Source organism: Streptomyces sp. AJS327 (assembly GCF_013450295.1).
Classification (GTDB): Bacteria; Actinomycetota; Actinomycetes; order Streptomycetales; family Streptomycetaceae; genus Streptomyces.
In genome coordinates this window covers 614286-635007 of sequence record NZ_SKBR01000002.1, presented here as the reverse complement: position 1 = coordinate 635007, position 20722 = coordinate 614286, and the positions used below count along the sequence as shown (strand labels likewise).

Here is a 20722-nt window from a genome sequence, read left to right as displayed (position 1 = left end):
GGTCACCTGCCTGAGGAGGACGAGCCGGAGGGTGCCTGGGCGAGGAGAACCGACTCGGACTCCTCCCACGCGGTGGGCACCACGTCGCTGGGCAGCCCCACCCGGGAGTCGTCGACCTGTCCCGCGGCGCGCAGGTGGTCGGCGAGCGAACCCCAGATCTCGGTGTACCGCTCGGGCCGGTTGCCCACGTCGTCGGCGCGTATCCAGGGCGAGTTGGCCCAGTCACAGGCCGGCATGACGTGGTGCAGGTCGTGCTGGACGGTGTCGCCCACCAGGACGAACATCCGGTACGAGGAGTGCACCACCAGCATCCGGAAGGTCCACCGGCTCCAGGCGCCGACCTTGGCGAAACCGGTGTGCGAACCGTCCGGGGCGGCCTCGCCGCAGAACCGGCCGAAGGTCAGCAGGTCCCGCTTGTCGCGGGGCAGCCGCTCCTGGTTGCCGAACAGCCACCAGCGGTGCTCGGTCATGGTGTAGAGGTAGGTGCACGCCTGGAAGAGCACCGAGACGGGCAGCACCCAGAGCACCAGCCACTCCACCCACCAGCCGGTGAGCCAGAGGAAGGTCACCGTCGCCGCCAGGTAGACCAGCGACATGACGAGCCGGTACCGCGGGTGCACGCCCACGAAGTTGGACTTGACCCGCCCGAAGAAGAACCGCCCGTGGTGCTTGGGCGAGAACAGCGCCGTCAGCAGGTACCTGCGGAACTCGCTCCGGGTCATCCCCGGGCGCATTCCGGTGGACAGCAGGTAGAGCGTGTCCCCGTCCTTGAGCGAGCAGGGGTAGGCGTGGTGGAGCAGGTGCTCCTTCCGGTTCTCGTCGTACGGCATCCGCCAGAAGAAGGTGGTGATCAGCTCGCCCACCACCCGGTTCGCCCCGGCGGACTTGGCGAACATGCGGTGCAGCGTCTGGTGCACCACCACCACGTCGAGACGGCGCATACCGCCGGTCGTGAGCATGCTGCTCAGGACCAGCACCGGCACCGACCAGGCGGTGAACGGGTTGAGCATGAACGCGCCCAGGGTGATGCCGACGGCCATCTGGAACAGGCCGAGCAGCCCCGCCTTGGCCGGGCTCCACGGGATCAGCTGCTTCCCGCCCTCCAGCGGGACGCCGGTCACCCACGTCAGGTACGGCTGTACGAAGCGCGGTAGACCGCGCATGGTCTCGCGCGGGCTGGTCTCAGCCTGCACCGTTTCCTCCTCCGTTGCGTTGTGCGGCTCTCTCATCGCGCCGGGCTCCCGGCACCTCAGACCGCGACGGGCTGGGCTTCCCCGGTGCCGCCGAAGAGCGCGTCGTTGGTCTCGTGGGTCATGTCGCGGTCGAGGTCCGACCGGCTCGCCCAGGTGGTGTTGACGATGGTCCGCTGGGTCTCCCCACGGATCGGGTACACCCGGTGCATGGTGGTGTTCGTCTTGATCACGTACGCGTCGCCGGGCTGGAAGGCGTACGAGCGCACCTGGCTGCTCAGCAGCGCCCCGTGCACGTCCGGGTTCTCCTTGTCCCAGGAGGTGTGCGGCACGGCCTGCACGAAGCCGCCGTCCCGGTAGTCCGGGGTCTCCAGGACGAGGATGAAGCCGTAGGTGTAGTCGTCCCAGTGCCAGCCGTGGGTGTCACCGGACTTGCCGAGCCGGCTGATCACGTAGTGCTCGCCCGCGTAGGGGCAGGTGAAGACCTCCTCGCCGAACACGTCAGTGAGGAGCGTCTTGAGGGCTCCGGAGAAGTACACGGCGTCGATCAGCGGGCCGTGGTCCTTGATGATGGGCTGACCCACGGTGGTCATCTGACGCGGGGTGCCGTCGGTGATGTCGAAGTTGAAGCTGCGGTCGACACCGTGCTCGTCCATGATGCCGGACGCCTCGTTCTGGAGCGCCTTCAGCAACTCGGGTGGGCAGAATCCACGCAACGGCACCACGTGCTCGTTCTGGAAATTCTGCTGGATTTCCGCGAGCGCCTCTCCCGAGAACACCTCGGCGAAATGCGTCTCAAGAATGCCGTGCACATCGTTGGCGGCCGGGTAGGCAGTCTTCTCTTGCACGTCGTTGACAGTCAATGAGTCCCTCGCGTCGCATGCCGTGGGGTGAGCTACGTTCGCTTGTGGCTGCGCTGCCCTTCGTCCACGCCAGATTGCGCTGCGGCGTTCGCAGTCCACAGCGGAGGATCACGCTTCCTCTGAGCGAGCCTGTCCCTCCGCCACATGGTGTGACAAGTTGGAGAAGTCCTCGTGATGACGACAGTCACAAGAAGGACGGCACTAGGGCGGGGACATGTCAAAACAGCCCGTACCGGCCGGATCACGGTGTGCCAGCGGACGGCCCACGGCCCGCGCGGCGCCCCACGGCCACGCCCCCACACCGCCACGGAACGGCGCGGCCCGGAGTCCCGTCCGGCGTGCCCGAACGGTCGGCCGCGCACCCCCGGACAGGTCAACCGGGCGCCCGCCACGGTCAGCGGACCGCCCCACCACCCGGCAGCGCCCGGCCGGTGACTCCGCGTCAACCCACGCCCCACGGCGGCCGGTTGTCCGTCCCGGCCCCGGGCCGCCCGCCCGGGCCGCTCACCTCACGGACACGGCGGGCGCGGTCAGAACGCGCCCGGATACCCCTGGCCCGGATCGGGCGCCGAACTCGGCGCGACGATCCACCCGGTGCCCACATGCGCCTCCCGGTCGAAGAACGGGCGGGTGTTGCGGCGCAGCCACATCACGACCGGGTCGTAGTCGTCCGCCATGTCCACGCTGGAGACGGGCAGTCCGTCCGGCGCGGCGGCCACCGACTGCCGCATCATCAGCCGCGCCGACTCCACCGGCCCCGGTCCGCTGTCGTACAGCTCCAGCCCGATGGCGAGGAACGGCGCGCCCAGCGCCGGATGCACCCAGGCCCTGCGCAGGGAGCGCACCGCCGAGGTGTGGTGCGCGTTCTGCGTGAGCAGGGCGTAGAACTGCGGGATGTCCAGGGTGGGTTCACCGATCCGGAACGGCCCGGCGGGCACCCGGTCCAGGCCGTTGGCCAGCCGCCGCAGGTCCAGCCAGGGAACGCCCAGGCCGCCGTTGCCCGCGTGGGGGTTGAGCCAGATACCCCAGCGCTCGGGGAAGAGGGCCGCCGCGATGTCCCGGCCGCTCACCACCTCGTGCGCCCGGTTCCAGCCGGAACGGGCCAGCTCCTCGGACGAGGTGACGCAGGGCGCGTAGCCGTACCCGGCGACCTCCATGTTCCCGTACTGGGCGTCCGGCGAGCCCGGCTCGCCGTTCCAGAGGAGCATCCACAGCTGGCTGTCCGCCAACGCGGACAGCAACTCCTCGTAGGCGCCGTACTCTCCGGGCGTCACCTGCCCCAGCAGGCGCTCGACCGTTCCCCCGCTGCCCCCGTTCACCTGGCCGCCTCTCCTCCACCGCGTTCCCGGCGTTCTCCGGTATCCGTCACACCGGGGGCCACCCGGCACCTGCCGCTCCGCCCGCGCCCGTCCCACCGCGCGGGGCCGGCCGGCGACCACCCGCCGGGCACCAGCTTACGAGCCCCGGCCACCACCGGCGTACCCTGCCCACCGCCCGGTCGGGCGCCGGGCCCACGGCGCGCGCCCACGACCGGGGACGGCGTCGCCCGCCCCGGCCTCAGGAGACGCGGGAGTAGAAGGGGCGCACGCACTGCCGCATCCACTCCACCACCGGGTCCCGCGCCGCGTCCAGCAACACCAGCTGCACCGGCCAGGGCACCGGCGCCTGCCCCAGCGCGCGGCTCAGCGCGTCATGGACGGCCTGCCGCGACTCCGGCTCCAGCAGGTCGAGTTCGACCCCGACGAACAGCGCGGGCGGGTCGCCCTCCGCGCTGGCCAGCGCCCGGCGCGCGCTCCGCACCGGACCGAGCGCGTCGAACTCCCGCCCGGCGGCGGCGAGGAAGGTGACCGGGTCCTCCTGCCAGTCCGGCTCGAAGAGCCGCACCCGGGAGCCCCGGCCGCCGCTCAGCGCCTGCTCGGCGGCGGTGCTCTTGCAGAGTTCGGCCACCGCCTCCGGCGGCAGCGGCACTCCGACCGTGCCCTCCGGGTTCACCGCGATCCCGACCCCGGGCGGCAGCCCGCGCGCGAACTCCCGCGCCGGAGCCACGGTGTGGCTCATATGCGCCCCGGAGACCTGGCGGAACTGCTGCTCGGAACTGAACACCGGGACGTACGGGGCGCCCCCCAGCTCGATCGTCGGCACGTCCAGGTCGGGGCTCTCCGGACCGCCGCCCTCCGGCAGTGGCAGCCACACCCGGCTGCGGCCCAGCACCTCCAGCAGCCGCGCCCCGGCGTTCGGCGTCTCCAGCGACGCGGCCAGGGTCTCCTCCAACTCGTTACCGGGCCAGCCGCCGCCGGGCCCGGGGTCGTCATGCTGCGGGAAGCTCATGGCCGCACATGGTAGGCCACCCCGCTCGCACCGGACCCCGCGCTCCCGGGCGGGGGCGGAACCCCTTCGGACCGGGAACGGCGGGGCGCGGCGACGACGCGAGCCGGCCGGGGGCGACGGCTCAGCGGGGGGCGGGCAGCCGTGCCGCGCCGGAGCGCTGACCGAGGTCGATCCGGTCCAGCCGGGCGGCGGACTGGCGGTCCAGCAGCACCACCGAGGCGCAGCCCCGCGGCAGCACACCCGACTCCGCCTCGGTGATCAGCCGTCGCACCGCGCGGCGGTGGCGGAGGAAGGCGTACCCGGAGACACCACGGCCGCGTTCGCTCTGCCCCCGGAGCGCCACCTCGGGCGGCACGTCGAGCAGCAGCAGATGGAGGGTCCGCCCGCGCCGCCGGCTGTCCCAGGCGAGCCACCGCCGCACCCAGCCCTGGGTGCCACAGTCGTGGACGACGACACCGGCGCCGGAGGCCAGCGCCGCGTACAGCCGCAGGTAGTGGGCGATCCGCACCAGCGGCCGGTAGACGGCGTACGGCAGCCAGCGCAGGGCGTCCGGCAGCGCGCGCTCCCACCGCTCCCTGGTGTCCTGCGAGTCGATCCGGCGCACCTCGGCGGACGCGCCGGGCGAACCCGCGCCCGCGCCGGAGGTTCCCGCGGCCCCGCCGGTGGGGCGGGTGGGGCCGGGAAGGGTGTCGGGCACGGTGCGCCGGATGAGCGTGGACTTGCCGCTGCCCGGCAGCCCGGAGATCACCAGCCGGGCCCCTTCCGGGAGGCGGAGGGTGCGGTGGCCGGGGTCCGGCCGGACCTCCGGGGCCGCCGTCCCGGCCGGGCCGGGGGCGGTGCCGCGCAGGTCCCGGACCCGCCCCATCCGCGGGGGCGGACGCGGTACGGGGGGACGGGTGCCCTCCCCCGCACGGCGCCGGGCCGCCGCCGTCACGCCCTCCGCCACCGTCGCGTACGCGCTGCGCAGGTTCGCCACCTAAGTCGTCCTCCCCGGATCCGACCGCTCCGCCGCGGCCCTCCGAGAGTGTCAACAAAAGGTAATGGGGTTCAAGAGGATTGCTCGCCTACCAGGGGGCCCATGTACCGCCCTCCCGTGCCATGATGGGCGGGCCACCAACTGCATACCGGCCGTTAGAACCCGCGCGGGAGAGTCCCCGGAGCGCAGCGAGCGCGTCGGGGCGCCGAAGGAGCAAGATCCTCCCTTGAATCTCTCAGGCCCCGATACCGCGCGGGTGAGGCAGATCTGAAAAGCGAGCCGTCCGCGGCTCCACCCACGGTGCAAGCCGGTCCAGCGCTACCGGCGAACCTCTCAGGTTCCGATGACAGATGGGGAGGACATCCCCATCACCCTGCCCGGGAGCCTGACATGAGCGCACAGTCCCCCCGTACGACCGCGCTGGACGCGAAACACCGCGCCCTCGGCGCCACCATGACCGACTTCGCCGGCTGGGACATGCCGCTGCGGTACGGCAGCGAGCGCGAGGAACACCTGGCGGTCCGCGCCCGCGCGGGCCTCTTCGACCTCTCCCACATGGGTGAGATCACCCTGAGCGGCCGGGACGCGGGCGCCCTGCTGGACTACGCGCTGGTCGGCAGCTTCGCCAAACTCGCCGTCGGCCGGGCCCGCTACACCATGATCTGCGACGAGCGCGGCGGCATCCTGGACGACCTGATCGTCTACCGCACGGAGGAGGACGTCTACCTCGTCGTCGCCAACGCGGCCAACGCGCGGGTGGTGCTGGACGCGCTGACCGAGCGGCGGGAGGCGTTCGCGGCCACCGGCGGCGAGGCCACCGTCCGCGACGACCGGGACGCCTACGCGCTGCTCGCCGTCCAGGGCCCGGAGGCCGCCGGGATCCTGGCCACCCTGACCGACGCCGACCTCACCGGCCTGCGGTACTACGCGGCGACGCCCGGCAAGGTCGCCGGAACCGAGGCGCTCATCGCCCGCACCGGCTACACCGGGGAGGACGGCTTCGAACTCTTCGTGACGCCGGACGCGGCCGTGGCCGTCTGGGAGGCGGTCAGCGAGGCGGGCGCCGGGGCCGGGCTGGTGCCGTGCGGCCTCAGCTGCCGGGACACGCTGCGCCTGGAGGCCGGGATGCCGCTCTACGGGCACGAACTGTCCCGCGAGACCACGCCGTTCGACGCCGGTCTGGGCCGGGTGGTGAAGTTCGGCAAGACCACGAACGGGGGCCGTTTCGTGGGCCGCGCGTCCCTGGAGGCGGCGGCCCAGCGCGCCGAGTCCGCTCCCCCGCGGCGGCTGACGGGGCTGGTGGCCACGGGCCGCCGGGTCCCCCGCGCCGGTTACCAGGTGACCACGGTGGACGGCACGGTGATCGGCGAGGTCACCTCCGGCGCCCCCTCCCCCACGCTGGGCAGGCCGATCGCGCTGGCCTACGTGGACGCCGGGTACGCCGAGCCGGGCACCCCCGGCGTGGCGGTCGACATCCGTGGCTCCCGAGAGCCGTACGAGATCGTCGCGCTGCCCTTCTACCAACGGGAGCGGTAGCCGGGGCCGGGCCCCGAACCCGGCGCCGCGTCCGGTCGGTGCGGTCGGCGTCTGGTCCGGTGCGGTCGGCGCGGGTCGCCTCGCGAGCCGTCCGGGGCGGGCGGGTCGGTCCCTGTGGACGGTGGCCGGACCGACCGTCCCGTACCGGCCAGCCGCCCGGTGGCCCACGCCGGAGCCCGCGCCCGATCCCCGTCCGCCGGGGTGGGCCGCGCCCCGCGCGCCGGGCGGGGCTCCGGTTCCCCCGAACCGGGACCGGGCGCGCCGGGTCACCCGCGGACGGTGTCCCGTACCGGCCCCGCCACCGCCTCCCGGGCCGGGCCGCCGCGTGCGTCCCGGGAGGCGGGGCGGCGCCCGTCCCCCGTGGCGTGTGAGCCCCAACTCCCCGTCCCCTGACCGCGATCCGATATATCCGAAACTCCACCCCCCGAGGTCACGGCGCCTGTCAAGGACGTGACTCCCATCCCACCCGCCCCCGCCGTTTTCCCCGTAGGCACTCTCATCCGGGAGAATCACCTCATGAGCAACCCCCAGCAGCTCCGCTACAGCAAGGAGCACGAGTGGCTGTCGGACGCCGTGGACGGCGTCTCGACGATCGGTATCACGGCACACGCCGCCGAGGCCCTCGGCGACGTCGTGTTCGTCCAGCTCCCCGAGGTCGGGGCCCAGGTCACCGCGGGCGAGCCCTGCGGTGAGCTGGAGTCGACCAAGTCGGTGAGCGACCTCTACGCGCCGGTCTCCGGCGAGGTCACGGAAACCAACCAGGAGGTCGCCGACGACCCGGCGCTGGTGAACTCGGCGCCGTTCGAGGGCGGTTGGCTGTTCAAGGTACGGATCGAGGGAGAGCCGGAAGGACTGCTCACCGCCGACGAGTACGCCGCGTTCGCCACGGGCGGCTGAGCACCGGAGCCAGTCCGCCCACGTCACCCTCCGCGCCCGCAGGATGGAAGGTTTTCATGTCGCTTCTCAACAGCTCCCTCCACGAGGTGGACCCGGACGTCGCCGCCGCCGTCGACGCCGAGCTCCACCGTCAGCAGTCCACCCTTGAGATGATCGCGTCGGAGAACTTCGCGCCGGTCGCCGCGTTGGAGGCCCAGGGCTCCGTCCTCACCAACAAGTACGCCGAGGGGTACCCCGGCCGCCGCTACTACGGCGGCTGCGAACACGTCGACGTCGTCGAGGACATCGCCCGGGACCGGATCAAGCGGCTCTTCGGCGCCGAGGCCGCCAACGTCCAGCCGCACTCCGGGGCCCAGGCCAACGCGGCGGCGATGTTCGCGCTGCTCAAGCCGGGCGACACCATCATGGGCCTGGACCTGGCGCACGGCGGCCACCTGACCCACGGCATGAAGATCAACTTCTCCGGCAAGCTCTACAACGTCGTCGCCTACCAGGTGGACGGCGAGACCAGCCAGGTCGACATGGCGGAGGTCGAGCGGCTGGCCCGCGAGCACCGGCCCCAGATGATCATCGCGGGCTGGTCCGCCTACCCGCGCCAGCTGGACTTCGCGGCCTTCCGCCGGATCGCGGACGAGGTCGGCGCGCTGCTGATGGTGGACATGGCGCACTTCGCCGGACTGGTCGCGGCCGGGCTGCACCCCTCCCCCATCCCGTACGCGGACGTGGTGACCACCACGACCCACAAGACCCTCGGCGGCCCGCGAGGCGGCGTGATCCTCTCCAGGAAGGAGTACGCGAAGAAGATCAACTCCGCGGTCTTCCCCGGTCAGCAGGGCGGCCCGCTGGAGCACGTGATCGCGGCGAAGGCGGTCTCCTTCAAGATCGCGGCGAGCGAGGAGTTCGCGGACCGCCAGCGGCGCACCCTGGCCGGTGCCAAGATCCTCGCCGAGCGGCTGCTCCAGCCCGACGCGGTGGCGGCCGGCGTCTCGGTGCTCTCCGGCGGGACCGACGTGCACCTCGTCCTGGTCGACCTGCGGAACAGCGCGCTCGACGGCCAGCAGGCCGAGGACCGGCTGCACGAGGTCGGGATCACGGTCAACCGGAACGCGGTCCCGAACGACCCGCGCCCGCCGATGGTCACCTCCGGGCTGCGGGTGGGCACCCCGGCGCTGGCCACCCGGGGCTTCCAGGAGGAGGACTTCCGGGAGGTCGCCGACATCATCGCGGAGACCCTCTCCCCCTCCTACGACGAGGCCGCGGCCAAGACCCTGGCCGCCCGCGTCACGGCACTGGCCGAAAAGCACCCCCTGTACCCCGGCCTCAGCGCCTGAGCGTCACCACTCCGGGCGCCCCGCGATCCGCGGGGCGCCCGCCCCATCCCCGCGGCGTCCCCGGCCGCTCCCCCGCACCACGCCACCGCCCGCACCACGGACGAGGGAGTCCGAACGCCATGGCCATCTCCGTCTTCGATCTCTTCTCGATCGGCATCGGCCCGTCCAGCTCGCACACGGTCGGCCCGATGCGGGCCGCGGGACTGTTCGCGCGGCGCCTCAAGAACGAGGGCGTCCTCGCGCACACCGTCACCGTCAGCGCCGACCTCTACGGCTCGCTGGGCGCCACCGGCCACGGCCACGGCACCCCCAAAGCCGTCCTCCTCGGGCTGGAGGGCGAATCGCCCCGCACCGTGGACGTCGAGGCGGCCGACGAACGCGTCGCCGCGATCCGGCAGACCGGACGGCTGCGCCTCCTCGGCGCCGAGATCGGCGACGCGCACGAGATCGACTTCTCGGAACGGCGCCACCTCACACTGCACCGCCGCCGCTCGCTCCCCTACCACGCGAACGGCATGACGCTCACCGCCTCGGACGCCTCCGGCGCCGCCCTGCTCACCAAGACCTACTACTCGGTCGGCGGCGGCTTCGTCGTCGACGAGGACGCGGTCGGCGAGAACCGCATCACCCTCGACGACACGGTGCTGCGCCACCCCTTCCGCACCGGCGACGAACTCCTGCGCCTCACCCGGGACACCGGGCTCTCCGTCTCCGCGCTGATGCTGGAGAACGAGCGGGCCTGGCGCACCGAGTCCGAGATCCGCGCCGGACTGCTGGAGATCTGGCAGGTCATGCGGGACTGCGTCGCCCGCGGCCTCTCCCGCGAGGGCATCCTGCCCGGCGGCCTCAAGGTCCGGCGCCGCGCCGCGCCCTCCGCCCGGCATCTGCGCGCCGAGGGCGAACCCGAGGCCCGCGCCATGGAGTGGGTCACGCTCTACGCCATGGCCGTCAACGAGGAGAACGCCGCCGGGGGACGCGTGGTGACCGCCCCCACCAACGGCGCCGCCGGGATCATCCCCGCCGTACTGCACTACGCGGAACGCTTCGTCCCCGGCACCGACGAGGACGCCGTCGTCCGCTTCCTGCTCGCCGCCGGCGCCATCGGCATGCTCTTCAAGGAGAACGCCTCCATCTCCGGCGCCGAGGTCGGCTGCCAGGGCGAGGTCGGCTCCGCCTGCTCCATGGCCGCGGGCGGCCTCGCGGAGATCCTCGGCGGCTCCCCCGAACAGGTCGAGAACGCCGCCGAGATCGGCATCGAGCACAACCTCGGCCTCACCTGCGACCCCGTCGGCGGCCTCGTCCAGATCCCCTGCATCGAACGGAACGGCATGGCCGCCGTCAAGGCGGTCACCGCCGCCCGCATGTCCCTACGCGGCGACGGACGCCACCACGTCTCCCTCGACAAGGCCATCAAGACCATGCGCGACACCGGCGCCGACATGAAGGTCAAGTACAAGGAGACAGCGCGCGGCGGGCTGGCGGTGAACGTCATCGAGTGCTGAGGACACCGCCTCGGGCGGGAGCTTCCGGCCGTCGCGCGACGGCCGGGCGCCGGAACGGGGTGGACGTGTCGGCGGCGGGTGGTGGGTGGGCACGGGTGTCCTCCGGGGCGTCCCGGTCCGGCACCCCGGCCAGCACGGCCTCGTGGGGACACTCGTTCGTGCATCGGTGCTCCCTGGTGCCGTGCTCCGGTTCGTGGCGTGTTCCGGGCGTCGTGGGACCCGGCACGGCGTGCGGCGTCGGCGGGAAGCCAACAACGGCATGAAAGGCGGGACCGCCTGGCGCGCGGTCGGGTGTGCGAGGGTCGAGCGCGGGGGTCAGGTGGGGGTGGAGTCCGGGTCGTTCGGGGTGTTCGGGGCGCTCTCGGCCGCAGTCGGGTCGTCGAGGGCGCGGCGGGCCTCCTCGACGAACCTCCGCTTCGCGCGGTGGAGTTCGTCGGGTGGCTGGTGCCGCCGCAGGGACTCGGCCAGCCGTTCGGCGGCCTCCACGACCTCGGCGGGTCCTTCCAACGCGAGGGCGCCCAGGGCACGTTGGAACCCGGCCTCGTCATCGGCCCGGCCGCGGCCGGTGCGTTCGGCGAGGATCCGCGTCTCGGCGGCACCGAGGAACTCGGCGTAGGTCTCGCGCCGGAGCGCGAGGGCCCGCTGCCTCGCCTCACGCCGGAACGTCATCCGGACCGACTCCAGCAGCGCGTCGGCCTGCCGTTCGCCCGCGTGCCGCGCGGCCTCGGCCTGCCGGATGCCGCCGCTGCGCGAGTACCAGCCGGTGACGACTCCGCCCGCGATCGCGGCCCCGGCGGCGATCAGGGCGACACCCAGCTCACTCATTCCCCCATCCTCCCGGTCCCGCGCGAGGCTGTCCGGCGCTCGCCCCACGTGCGTCGGGGATCACACACGGGGGGGGGCGTCGCGCCCGGTTGGAGCGGGCGCTTCCCGTCGCCGACGCGGCGGAGCGGGCGGCGAACCGGCGGCGGAACCTGCTCCGACCTGCGAAAACAGGCATCCTTCACGGCCCGCGTCCCCTAGGATGGACAATCGTGACGGGCGACGGGCGACGGGCGACGGGCGACGGGCGACGGGCGACGGGCGACGGGCGACGGGCGACGGGCGACGGGCGACGGGCGACGGGCGACGGGCGACGGGCGACGGGCGACGGGCGACGGGCGACGGGCGACGGGCGACGGGCGACGGGCGACGGGCGACGGGCGACGGGCGACGGTGCTGCTGGCCGCCCGGTCGGCGGTGGCGCTGTACCGCCTGCTCGACGTGCTCCCGGCCCTCTCCGGTGACGACCGTCTGACCCGCCTGTTCACCCTGGTACCCGGTTCCGACTTCGGGCCGGGTGTCCTCTCCGCCATCGATCGTGTCGGTGGCCGGGTCATCCCCTGGAGCGAGGCGTGCGCCCGCACCCACGACCTGGTGGTCGCTGCGAGTCCGAAGGGCGAACTGTCCCTGCTCCGGGGTCCGCACGTGCTGCTGCCGCACGGCGCCGGGTACAACAAGTCGATTCCCGGGGAGGGTTCGGCGGACTCGGCGTCCGGGCTCGATCCCGCGCACCTGCTCCGCGCGGACGGCGACGCGCCGCTCGGACTGCACGCGGTCGCCCATCCCGACCAGCTGGCGAGGCTCTCCACGCTCGGCCGGTGGGCCAGTGGCCGGGCGAGGGTGGTGGGCGACCCCACCCTGGAACGCGTCCTGGCCTCCCGCCCGTTGCGGGACCGCTACCGGGCGGCGCTGGGCACCGGCCCCCGCACCCTCCTCGTCCTGGCGTCGACGTGGGGACCGGAGTCCCTGCTGAGCCAACGGCCCGGTCTGCCTGTCGAGTTGGCGACCCGCCTGCCGCACGACGAGTACCAGGTGGCGCTGGTCGTGCACCCCAACGAGCACAGTCGGCTGGGCGGTTACGAGCTGAACGAACGGCTGGCCCCGGCGCTGGAGGCGGGTCTGGTCCTGGCGGCACCGCACGAGGAGTGGGCGTCCCTGCTGGTGGCCGCCGACGCGCTCGTCACCGACCACGGTTCGACGGCCCTCTACTACTGCGCCGCCGGGGACCGGCCGATCGTGAGCGCACCGCACGGCGGCACCGAGTTGATCCCCGGCAGCCCGATGCACACGCTCCTGCGCCGGATTCCACGGCTGGAGCCGCCGGAGACGGCCGGGGCGGCCGGGACGGTGGCCGCGGTGGCGGAGGCCCTGGACGCGTACCGGCCGGGGCCCGGACGCGAGGCCGCCGAGGCCGCGTTCGCCTGCCAGGGCGACGCACTGGACCGGCTGCGGACCGAGGTGTACGCCCTCCTCGGGCTCGAACCTCCCCCGCTCGCCAACCCGGTCCGGCCACTGCCGTCCCCAACTCGCCCCGGGCGCGGGCCCGTCGCCTTCGACGTGCACGCCGAGGTCGCCCCGGACGGTGTCCGGCTCGCGCGGCGCGCCCTCGGTGACACGCCCGGGCACCATCTGGCCGTGGAGTACGGCGCGGCGAGTGAGCCGCTCACCCGCTCAGCCGGGCTGCTGTTCCTGCGGCCAGTCAACTCCTCTGTGTCGCGGGCCGAGTTGGCCTGGACTCCGGAGGGCTGGACGGAGCACGCGCTCGCCGCCTGTCCGGGGTGCCGTACCGCGGCGGCGATCCTGCCCTCGGGCCACTGTCTGCTGCGGGTCCGTGGCCATCCCCGTCCGTACGTGGTGCGCGCCGAGCCCCGGCGGGAGGGGGGACGCACCGCGCGCGCCGATCCGGCCGCCGCCGCGTCGGCGGCGCACGCCTGGCTGGTCGCCCACGGGGCGACGCCTACGGCCCCGGTCCGGCTGGAGTGTCACCTCGGGGAACGGGCATACCGGCTCGTGCTCCGCCCGGTCGGCGCCGGGCCGGAGGACCCGAGCGAGTGCCCCTCGCCGCACAGCGGCTGACCTCGCCTGGACGGCTGGTGGCCCCGGCGCCTCGCGGGTGCGGGAACGGGGACGGAGCCGCCGGGGCCACGCCGGTGTCCCAACGGGCGTTGGCCCGGACGGCGTTCGGCCGGGGCGCGCCCGCCGGGTGCCAGGGCAGGGGCGGGGCCGTGTTCGTCCCGCCCGGGTCCGCGCCCGGCGTCTACGTGGAACTCCCGTCCGGGGCGAGGCCGTTGCGCCGCCGGATGTCGTGGGACGCGGCGCGGTTCTCCGCGGCCTCGGCGTCCCGCCCCTCGTCCGCGGCCAGTTCGGCCAGCGCGTCGTGGACGCGTGCCTGGTCGAAGTCCGAACCCCGCTGACGGGCGGCGCGCAGCGACCGCTCGTACAGCGGCCGGGCCTCGGCGGTACGCCCGAGTCGCCGCAGGACACCGGCGAGCGCGAACCCGGTACGCCCGGTCATCCGCGCCCGGCCCAGGGCTTCCGCCTCTGCGTGCGCCTCGGCCAACAGTTCGTGTGCCGCGTCGAGTTCGTCCAGTTCCAGGTGGGCCTCGCCCAGCCGGTAGGTCATCAACATGACCCCGTAGCGGTTGGGGATCTCCCGGTGGGCCTCGCGGGCACGGACGAAGGCGTCAGCGGCGGCGCGCCAGTCACCCCGCGCCGCGTCGTACACGCCCCGGAACTCGATCGCGGAGGCGCGCAGCTTCCGGTCATCGTCGTCGTTGCCGAGGAGTCCCAACGCCGCCTCGGCGGCGTCGAGTTCGCTTCCAGCCTCGGACAGCCGGTCCGACTCCCACAGGGGGCGGGCGAGTTGGAGCCGGGTCCGCACCAGCCACGTCGCCCTCGCCCCGTGCCGGACGGCGGAGGAGACGGCGAGGCGCAGCGCGCCGACCACGTCGGACTGGTGCGGATGGTCCAGGGCGTACGTCCACAGCGGTTCGGAGAGCGCCACCGCCTCGGCGTCCAGCCCGCGTTCGTGGGCCAGCCGCAACGCGGCGAACAGGGTGAGCCGTTCGCCGGTGAGCCAGCGCGCGGCGGCCTCGGCGCGCACGGTCCGCGTCGCCGGGTCGTCCGTCTGCTCCGGGTCCGCCAGTGGGGCGTCCGGCGCTCCGGCCAGGGGGGCCACGGGGTCGGCGACGGTCAATCGCCGCCCGGCGGCGAACAGGTCGGCTCGCTGCGCCTGCCGGACGAGCCAGCGCAGCAGCCGCGTCTGGGCCTCGGCCACCTCCCCGTCCGCGGCCTCGCGGCGGGAGCGGCGCAGGGCGTGCGCGCGCATCGGCCCGCACAGCCGCATCCGGCCGTCCTCCGTCTCCATCGCGCGCAGGTCCAGTAACCCGGCGCCGTCCAGGGCCTCCAGGGCCTCCTCGCCCTCCGACGGGCCCCGTCCGAGCAGCGCGGTGGCCGACTCCAGGGTGAACGTCGTCCCCGGGTGGTGCGGTAGCAGCCGGTAGAGCAGCCGGGCGGCGTACGGCAGTTCGTCACACACGGCGTCCCACACTCCTTCGACGTCGGGTCCGGCCCCGGCCTCCCGCAGATCGCACCGCAGGCTGGGGATCAGCCGGGACAGCGGGCGCAACCGGTGTGCGCGCACCCGCCGTCCGGCGACGTGCAGGGCGGCGGGCAGTCCCGCGCAGGAGCCCACCAGCGCGCGGGTGGCCTCGGGGTCGGCGGCCAGCCGGGGGTCCCGCGCGACGAGGCCGAGCAGTTCGGTGGCGGCCGTCTCGTCCAGCGGTGGCAGCGTCAGGCCGACGGCGGCGCCGTCCGCCAGATCGTGCAGCGGGCCGTGGCTGGCGACGATCACCAGGTTGCCGCCGGACGCCGGGAGCAGCGGGACCACCTCCGAGGCGTACCGCGCGTTGTCCACGAGGACGGTGAGCCGGGTGCGGGAGGTCAGGTCCCAGTACTGACGGCAGCGCGCCGGGAAGCCCGTGGCCACCAACTGCGGCTCCACGCCGAGGGATTCCAGGAACCGTGCGAGCACGTCCCCGGGGTCCAGCACCTCGTCGAAGCGGAAGTCGTCGAGGTCGACGGAGAGCACGCCGTCCGGGTGGCGGTCGCGCAGTGCCCGGGCGAGCAGCCGGGCCAGCTCGGTCTTGCCCATGCCGGCGGGGCCGTCCAGCCGGAGCACCGGGGGCCGCGCGTCGTCCCGCCAGTCGCGCACCGCGCGCAGGGCCGTCTCCCGCTCCTCGTCCCGGTTGACGAAGTGCACCGGTCCCGGCGGCAGTTCCACCCTCATCCGTTCCCTCCCAGGTCTCTCGTCCCCGCGCGGTCGGCTCCTCGGGGGAGGCCGCCACACACCCGCCCGGCCCATTGTTCCCCCACCTCGCGCTCCGGAGACGCCGCGCAACACACGCCGCGCGCAGGGCAGTTCAGACGCCTCCGCGTTCCCCGTCACGTCCCCCCGGGGCGGGCGGGACCAACCGGCACCCGCGGGACCACCGCCGCGACGGACCCGCGCTGCTCCAACGCCCCGGAAGCCGGGGGCGGTTCGGCGTCTCGCCCGCCACCGGCCCCTCGGCGCCGGGCGGTTCGCCATCGCCGGGACACCCGTACCGCGTGGCACACCGGCACCGGTACCGACATCGGGAGCGACGGAACCACCGGGGTACCGCGAGGAGGACCTCCGCGAGAACGCGCCGGAGTACGCGAGGGGAGTCGGGCCGGAACGTGGCGGGAGAGGCGGCGCCGCCACCGACGGTGACTCGTGAAGTACGCCGTGAAGGATGACGGGAGATACGACGGGACGTGCGCCGGAACGGAGCTTGGAACGGCTGGGATAACGACCCGGGTAGCGACCGGAGTAACGACCGTCAGCACCCCGGGAATTGATGAGCACTGGCACGAGAGGACGAGCGGAGAGGCGCGGTCCGAGCATCACCGGAAAGAAAGGCCGGGGCGTTCGGGAGGTCCGGGAAAGCGCGACGGGAGACGCGGAAAAAGAAAAGAGCGAGGGGCCGTCCGCCCTTCGCCACTCTCAACGTATAGCGCACCGGGGGGCTTGCGGCAAGGCCCGGGGGGTGCCGCAGAATCGCTGACCGTTACCAGAACCTGCGGGAAACGGGGGATTCACGGCATGTGTGCGTGGTTGTCGGCTGCCGGTCCGGGCGTGGACGGCGGACCGGAGGGGGCGGGCGAAGCGGCCCGGTCACGGCCCCCACGGAGCGGCGCGGTGGGCGTGGCGCGGGTCCGGGAGTGCGGCCCGGGATCGGAGCCGCGGCGGTGAGCCCCCTGCCCACCAGCGCGTTCGACCTTCCGGGGCGGCTGTCGGCCAAGGCCGCCCCGGCGCTGATCGCGGAGGACGAGCGGCACTTCGCGGACGTCGAGCGGACGCTGGAGGAGACGATCGCTGACGTGTCCGGGCAGCTGGAGGCGGCCCGCCGGGCGCCGGGAGGCCTGGGCCGCGCGGCGATGGACCGGGACACGGAGGTCCACCGGCTCAGCGGCCGGCTGCGCGCCCTGCGCCGCTTCGGGCTGGACCTGTGCCTGGGGCGCGTCGTCCCGGCGGACGGCTCCCCGCCGCGGTACGTGGGACGGCTGGGCCTCACCGACGGCGAGGGGCGGCGCCTGCTGCTCGACTGGCGCTCCCCCGCGGCCGAGCCGTTCTTCGCGGCGACGCACGCCAACCCGATGGGGCTGGCGAGCCGCCGCCGGTACCGCTGGACCGGTGGCCGGATCAGCGACTACTGGGACGAGGTGTTCACCCCCGACGGGCTGGAGGGGCACGCCGCGCTCGACGACCAGTCGGCGTTCGTCGCCAGTCTGGGCGGCAGCCGGTCGGAGCGGATGCGGGACGTGCTCGCCACCATCCAGTCCGACCAGGACGCGATCATCCGCGCGGGCTCCCGTGGCGCCCTCGTCGTGGACGGTGGCCCGGGGACGGGGAAGACGGTCGTGGCTCTGCACCGCACCGCGCATCTGCTCTACTCCGACCCCCGGCTGGGCCACCGCGGGGGCGGAGTGCTGTTCGTCGGCCCGCACCAGCCCTACCTGTCGTACGTCGCGGACGTCCTGCCGAGCCTGGGTGAGGAGGGCGTGCTCACCCGGACCCTGCGCGACCTCGTCCCGGAGGGCGCGGGGGCGCGGGACGAGACCGATCCGGAGGTGGCGCGCCTGAAGGCGTCGACGGGGATGGTGGACGCGATCGAGCGGGCGGTCCGGTTCTACGAGGAGCCGCCCACCGAGGGCATGACGGTCTCGACCGACTGGGCCGACCTGTGGCTGGGCCCCGGCGACTGGGCGGAGGCGTTCGACGCGGCCGACCCCGGCACCCCGCACAACGAGGCGCACGAGCTGATCTGGGCGGAGCTGTCCGAGATCCTGCTGGCCAAGTGCGGGGACGAGGTACCGCCCGAGGCGTTCCGGCGGGCCCTGCGCCGCGACCGGGAACTGACCGTTGCGCTCTACCGGGCGTGGCCGCTGCTGGAGACGCCCGACCTGGTGGGCGACCTGTGGTCGGTCCCCGCGTACCTGCGGATGTGCGCCCCCTGGCTCAGCCCGGAGGAGGTCCGGCTGCTCCAGCGCGCGGATCCGCACGCCTGGACGGTGTCCGACCTGCCGCTGCTGGACGCGGCGCGGCAGCGGCTGGGTGACCCCGGGGCGGCGGCGCGGGAACGGCGGCGCGAGGCCGCGGTCGCGGCGGAAAGGGAGCGGGTGTCCCTCGTCGTCGACGATGTGCTCCAGGCGGACGACGACGGGGAGGGGGCGGTGACGATGCTGAGCGGGCGGGACCTCCAGGACAGCCTGATCGACGCGGCGGCGCTGCCCGGCACCGTCCGGGATCCGCTCGCCGGTCCGTTCGCGCACGTCGTCGTGGACGAGGCACAGGAGCTGACCGACGCGGAGTGGCGGATGCTGCTGGCCCGCTGCCCGTCGCGGAGCCTCACCGTCGTCGGGGACCGCGCCCAGGCCCGGCGGGGGTTCGCGGAGTCGTGGGAGGAGCGGCTGCGCCGCGTCGGGCTGGACCGGGTGGACGTGGCCTCGCTGACCCTCAACTACCGGACGCCGAGGGAGGTCATGGCGGAGGCGGAGCTGGTCATCCGGGAGGTGCTGCCCGACGCCAACATGCCGGTCTCGGTGCGGAGCGGGGGCGTCCCGGTGGAGCGCCGGCCGGCCGGGGAGCGGGACGCGGTCCTGGACTCCTGGCTCGCCGGGCATCCGGAGGGCACCGCCTGCGTCATCGGCGATCCCACGTTCCGGGCGCGGCCACGGGTGCGGTCGCTGACGCCGGAGCTGTCGAAGGGGCTGGAGTTCGACCTGGTGGTGCTGGTCGCCCCGGCGCGGTTCGGGGGTCCGGAGCCGTGCGACGGCGCGGGGTGGACGCGGGACGCGGTCGACCGCTACGTCGCGATGACCCGGGCCACTCAGCGGCTGGTGATCCTCGGCGGGGCCTGAACGGCCGCCCGCCCGGTGGGCGGTCCCCTCCGGGCGGGCGGCCGTTGACCGGTGGCCGCGGGTCGCTAGGACTCCTCGGTCCCGGACTTCCGGGACGGGCCCGCGGTGAGGGAGTGCGTGCCGGTGACGTAGGTGTGGACGAGTCCGACGAGCACCGCGACGGCGGCCACGGAGATGCTCCACCGCGCCACGGTCCCGGCGAACTCGCTGATCGCGCCGCCCGCGGCGCCACCGAGCGCCAGGGCCAGCAGGAACAGCACGGCGATGAACGCGGCCAGTCCGGTGGCGAGCAGGGCGAGCGCCCCGTACACGGTGGTGAGGGTCTTCTTCACGGGTGCCTCCGGTCAGATTCCGATGATGGGCAGCAGCCCGGCGAGCAGCACCATCGACATCAGCAGGTGGGCGGCGACCCAGACCAGCGCGGATCTCGCGGTCTTGCCGAACTCCGATCCGGCGATGCCCATGGTGACGAAGAGGCCCAGGGCCAGGGGTGGGGTCATGCCCTCCAGCGCCCCGGTGAGGGCGGGCAGCATCACGCCGAGCAGGATCGGGTCGCCGCCGAGGGCGGCGAAGGCCGCTATGAGGGGGGCGCCGAGGATGGCCACCTGCGCGGTGCCGGGCAGCACCATGCCGAGGACGGCGAAGGCCAGCGGGACGATGATGACCAGTGCCGTGCGGCTGAGGTTGAGGCCGGTGAACCAGTCCTCGATCTCCTGGTCGGCGTTGAGTCCGGCGAACGCCTCGGAGATGGCGTAGGCGAAGTAGACGGTCGCCGCGACGGGGACCACCTTGCCCAGTGAGTCCCGCAGCGTCCCCAGCACCGGGGTGAGGCGCAGCCTGCCGCCCGGCAGCGCTCCGCGGCCGATGACCAAGGCGTAGACCACGGCGATGCCCGGGGTGAACATGAGGACCGCGTCGGAGAAGGCCGTGGCGCCGTCCTCGCCGAGCCGCGCGACGAGCAGGTCCTCCGCGACCACGTCGAGGATGAGCGGCACGAAGATCAGGATCGGCAGGAGCAGCGCCGCGCGCCCCTCGCGCCAGGCGGCCCGGAAGGTGGGGCGTTCCTCGACCGGGATCGGCTCCACCTTGGTCACGCGGCAGATGACGAACAGCACCAGCAGCTTCTGGAGCAGGAACCACAGGCCGACCGCGAAGGACGCGAGCGTCCACGCGCTGAGGCTGATCCGGCCGGGTTCGACGCGGTCGATGACGCCGTAGGAGAGGAAGATGATCCCGGCGGGCGGAATGATGTTGCCCAGCATGCTGGCGGACATCTCGATGGACGCCGCGACGTGGGGCTTGAAGCCGGACCGCTTCATCATGGGGATGGTGAAGGCGCCGACCGCCGCCGCGTTGCCCGGGCCGCTGCCGGACAGCGCGGCCATGAACGCGCTGGCCATCGTGGCGACGTAGCCGGATCCGCCACGGAACCGGCCGATCAGGGCCAGCGCGATCTTCACTATCCGCCCCACCACGTCGGTGGCGTCGAAGATCACGGCGACGACCATGAACGTGAAGATGACGTAGAACAGGCTGGCCTGGGCGGGATAGAGAAGGTATTCCCCAAGACTCCCCCACTGCCCGGAAAGAGCCACGAGCAGTACCAGGCCGAGGGCCATGTTCTCGTACATCGGCCGCTTGAGGACCAGGAACATGACGCCGATGAACGCGATGAGGACTATCAGGAGCACGAGTGCTTCCGGCAACCCGAACAAAAGCACCTCCCTGCCGGAGAGTTACTCAGTAACCAGTGGTCTTACTGGTCATGTCATGGTCGCGGACGCTAGCACGCGGCCGGTCCCCGGAGAAGGGATCGATCGCACTTCGTTCGTCC

Annotated in this window: 15 protein-coding genes and 1 riboswitch; of the genes, 6 read left to right on the top strand and 9 right to left on the bottom strand. The window is 73.7% G+C overall.

Annotated features, from left to right (window positions below; all coding sequences use genetic code 11):
- Positions 1–2 precede the first annotated feature (2 nt).
- From E0L36_RS12530 to E0L36_RS12510, 5 genes are all read right to left on the bottom strand, one after another.
- Complete coding sequence (locus E0L36_RS12530) at positions 3–1193, bottom strand: fatty acid desaturase (RefSeq protein WP_180929098.1); 1191 nt, start codon at positions 1191–1193, stop codon at positions 3–5.
- Positions 1194–1249: 56 nt separating this feature from the next.
- Positions 1250–2038, bottom strand: coding sequence for a hypothetical protein (locus tag E0L36_RS12525; protein WP_180929097.1), 789 nt, complete (start codon positions 2036–2038; stop codon positions 1250–1252).
- Positions 2039–2583: 545 nt separating this feature from the next.
- Entirely contained in the window at positions 2584–3372 is a 789-nt protein-coding gene (locus tag E0L36_RS12520; RefSeq protein WP_180929096.1) for an enhanced serine sensitivity protein SseB C-terminal domain-containing protein, read from the bottom strand.
- A gap of 238 nt (positions 3373–3610) precedes the next feature.
- On the bottom strand, positions 3611–4381 hold the full coding sequence (locus E0L36_RS12515) for an enhanced serine sensitivity protein SseB (RefSeq protein WP_180929095.1): 771 nt from the start codon (positions 4379–4381) through the stop codon (positions 3611–3613).
- A 121-nt stretch (positions 4382–4502) separates the two neighbouring features.
- Positions 4503–5357 carry an ATP-binding protein gene (locus tag E0L36_RS12510; RefSeq protein WP_308416741.1) on the bottom strand — a complete coding sequence of 285 codons (855 nt, stop codon included), beginning with the start codon at positions 5355–5357 and terminating at the stop codon, positions 4503–4505.
- 157 nt (positions 5358–5514) lie between these two features.
- Positions 5515–5618, top strand: a riboswitch (glycine riboswitch).
- A 129-nt stretch (positions 5619–5747) separates the two neighbouring features.
- Between E0L36_RS12510 and gcvT the strand changes: the two genes are divergently transcribed.
- The 4 genes from gcvT to E0L36_RS12490 all read left to right on the top strand — a co-directional run bounded on the left by gcvT (position 5748) and on the right by E0L36_RS12490 (position 10623).
- Positions 5748–6893, top strand: coding sequence for a glycine cleavage system aminomethyltransferase GcvT (gcvT, locus tag E0L36_RS12505; RefSeq protein ID WP_180929094.1), 1146 nt, complete (start codon positions 5748–5750; stop codon positions 6891–6893).
- A gap of 516 nt (positions 6894–7409) precedes the next feature.
- Entirely contained in the window at positions 7410–7790 is a 381-nt protein-coding gene (gcvH, locus tag E0L36_RS12500) for a glycine cleavage system protein GcvH (RefSeq protein ID WP_180929093.1), read from the top strand.
- A gap of 56 nt (positions 7791–7846) precedes the next feature.
- On the top strand, positions 7847–9121 hold the full coding sequence (gene glyA, locus E0L36_RS12495) for a serine hydroxymethyltransferase (RefSeq protein WP_180929092.1): 1275 nt from the start codon (positions 7847–7849) through the stop codon (positions 9119–9121).
- 119 nt (positions 9122–9240) lie between these two features.
- Positions 9241–10623, top strand: coding sequence for an L-serine ammonia-lyase (locus E0L36_RS12490; protein ID WP_180929091.1), 1383 nt, complete (start codon positions 9241–9243; stop codon positions 10621–10623).
- Between the two features lie 315 nt (positions 10624–10938).
- On the opposite strand, the gene E0L36_RS12485 is transcribed toward E0L36_RS12490, so the two are convergent.
- Complete coding sequence (locus tag E0L36_RS12485) at positions 10939–11448, bottom strand: hypothetical protein (protein ID WP_258016149.1); 510 nt, start codon at positions 11446–11448, stop codon at positions 10939–10941.
- A 390-nt stretch (positions 11449–11838) separates the two neighbouring features.
- Here E0L36_RS12485 and E0L36_RS12480 point away from each other — a divergent pair, with 390 nt between their 5' ends.
- Complete coding sequence (locus E0L36_RS12480; protein ID WP_308416740.1) at positions 11839–13521, top strand: translation initiation factor 2; 1683 nt, start codon at positions 11839–11841, stop codon at positions 13519–13521.
- Between the two features lie 181 nt (positions 13522–13702).
- On the opposite strand, the gene E0L36_RS12475 is transcribed toward E0L36_RS12480, so the two are convergent.
- Positions 13703–15733 carry a hypothetical protein gene (locus tag E0L36_RS12475; RefSeq protein WP_180929090.1) on the bottom strand — a complete coding sequence of 677 codons (2031 nt, stop codon included), beginning with the start codon at positions 15731–15733 and terminating at the stop codon, positions 13703–13705.
- Positions 15734–16716: 983 nt separating this feature from the next.
- Here E0L36_RS12475 and helR point away from each other — a divergent pair.
- Complete coding sequence (gene helR / locus E0L36_RS12470) at positions 16717–18888, top strand: RNA polymerase recycling motor ATPase HelR (RefSeq protein WP_180929089.1); 2172 nt, start codon at positions 16717–16719, stop codon at positions 18886–18888.
- A 65-nt stretch (positions 18889–18953) separates the two neighbouring features.
- On the opposite strand, the gene E0L36_RS12465 is transcribed toward helR, so the two are convergent.
- Both E0L36_RS12465 and E0L36_RS12460 read right to left on the bottom strand, forming a co-directional pair.
- Positions 18954–19220 carry a hypothetical protein gene (locus tag E0L36_RS12465; protein WP_180929088.1) on the bottom strand — a complete coding sequence of 89 codons (267 nt, stop codon included), beginning with the start codon at positions 19218–19220 and terminating at the stop codon, positions 18954–18956.
- Positions 19221–19232: 12 nt separating this feature from the next.
- Positions 19233–20594 (bottom strand): TRAP transporter permease, encoded by a 1362-nt coding sequence (locus E0L36_RS12460; RefSeq protein ID WP_258016148.1) that lies wholly within the window; start codon positions 20592–20594, stop codon positions 19233–19235.
- Positions 20595–20722: the final 128 nt, after the last annotated feature.